This is a genomic window from Cupriavidus phytohabitans (assembly GCF_017815025.1).
Classification (GTDB): Bacteria; Pseudomonadota; Gammaproteobacteria; order Burkholderiales; family Burkholderiaceae; genus Cupriavidus.
Genome location: NZ_JAGIQB010000257.1, coordinates 1 through 488, shown reverse-complemented (window position 1 = coordinate 488; position 488 = coordinate 1). Strand labels below are relative to the sequence as shown.

Genomic DNA, 488 nt, shown 5'->3' with positions numbered 1-488 from the left:
CCGGCGCGGCATCGTCATACATGTCGTAGGCGGCGAGCTGCGACAGCTCCAGGAACGGGGTGCCCGGATCGAGCAGCTGCTGCACACGGTCGCGCGGCAGCAGCTTGCCGCGCGACAGGTGCTTGTCGCGCGCGGCCTCGCCGCCGCCTTCCGCCAGCTTGGCGATCTTCGCTTCCAGGTCGGCAACCAGTGCCTGCATTGCCTGCGCGTTGTTCTTGAACGCTTCGGAACGCGCGTTCAGCTTTGTCTCAATTGCCGCCATATCAGCCTCGGCCAGTCAGTTCGTTGTAGGGTGCAGCCAGCGCATGGAGCGCTTACATGAGCGCTTACATCGTTTCCGCGAACAGCTCGCGGCCGATCAGCATGCGGCGGATCTCCGACGTGCCGGCGCCGATCTCGTACAGCTTGGCATCGCGCCACAGGCGCCCGGCCGGGTATTCGTTGATGTAGCCGTTGCCGCCCAGGATCTGCACGGTCTCGCCCGCCAT

1 protein-coding gene and 1 pseudogene are annotated in these 488 nt (G+C 65.6%); both read right to left on the bottom strand.

The genetic code is table 11. From position 1 onward, the window contains the following. A pseudogene (locus J8I34_RS34405) lies at nucleotides 1-262 on the bottom strand (methylcrotonoyl-CoA carboxylase); the annotation flags it as partial. 64 nt (nucleotides 263-326) lie between these two features. Beyond that, nucleotides 327-488: acyl-CoA dehydrogenase family protein (locus J8I34_RS34400; RefSeq protein WP_256441912.1), on the bottom strand; the 162-nt coding region annotated here is incomplete at its 5' end.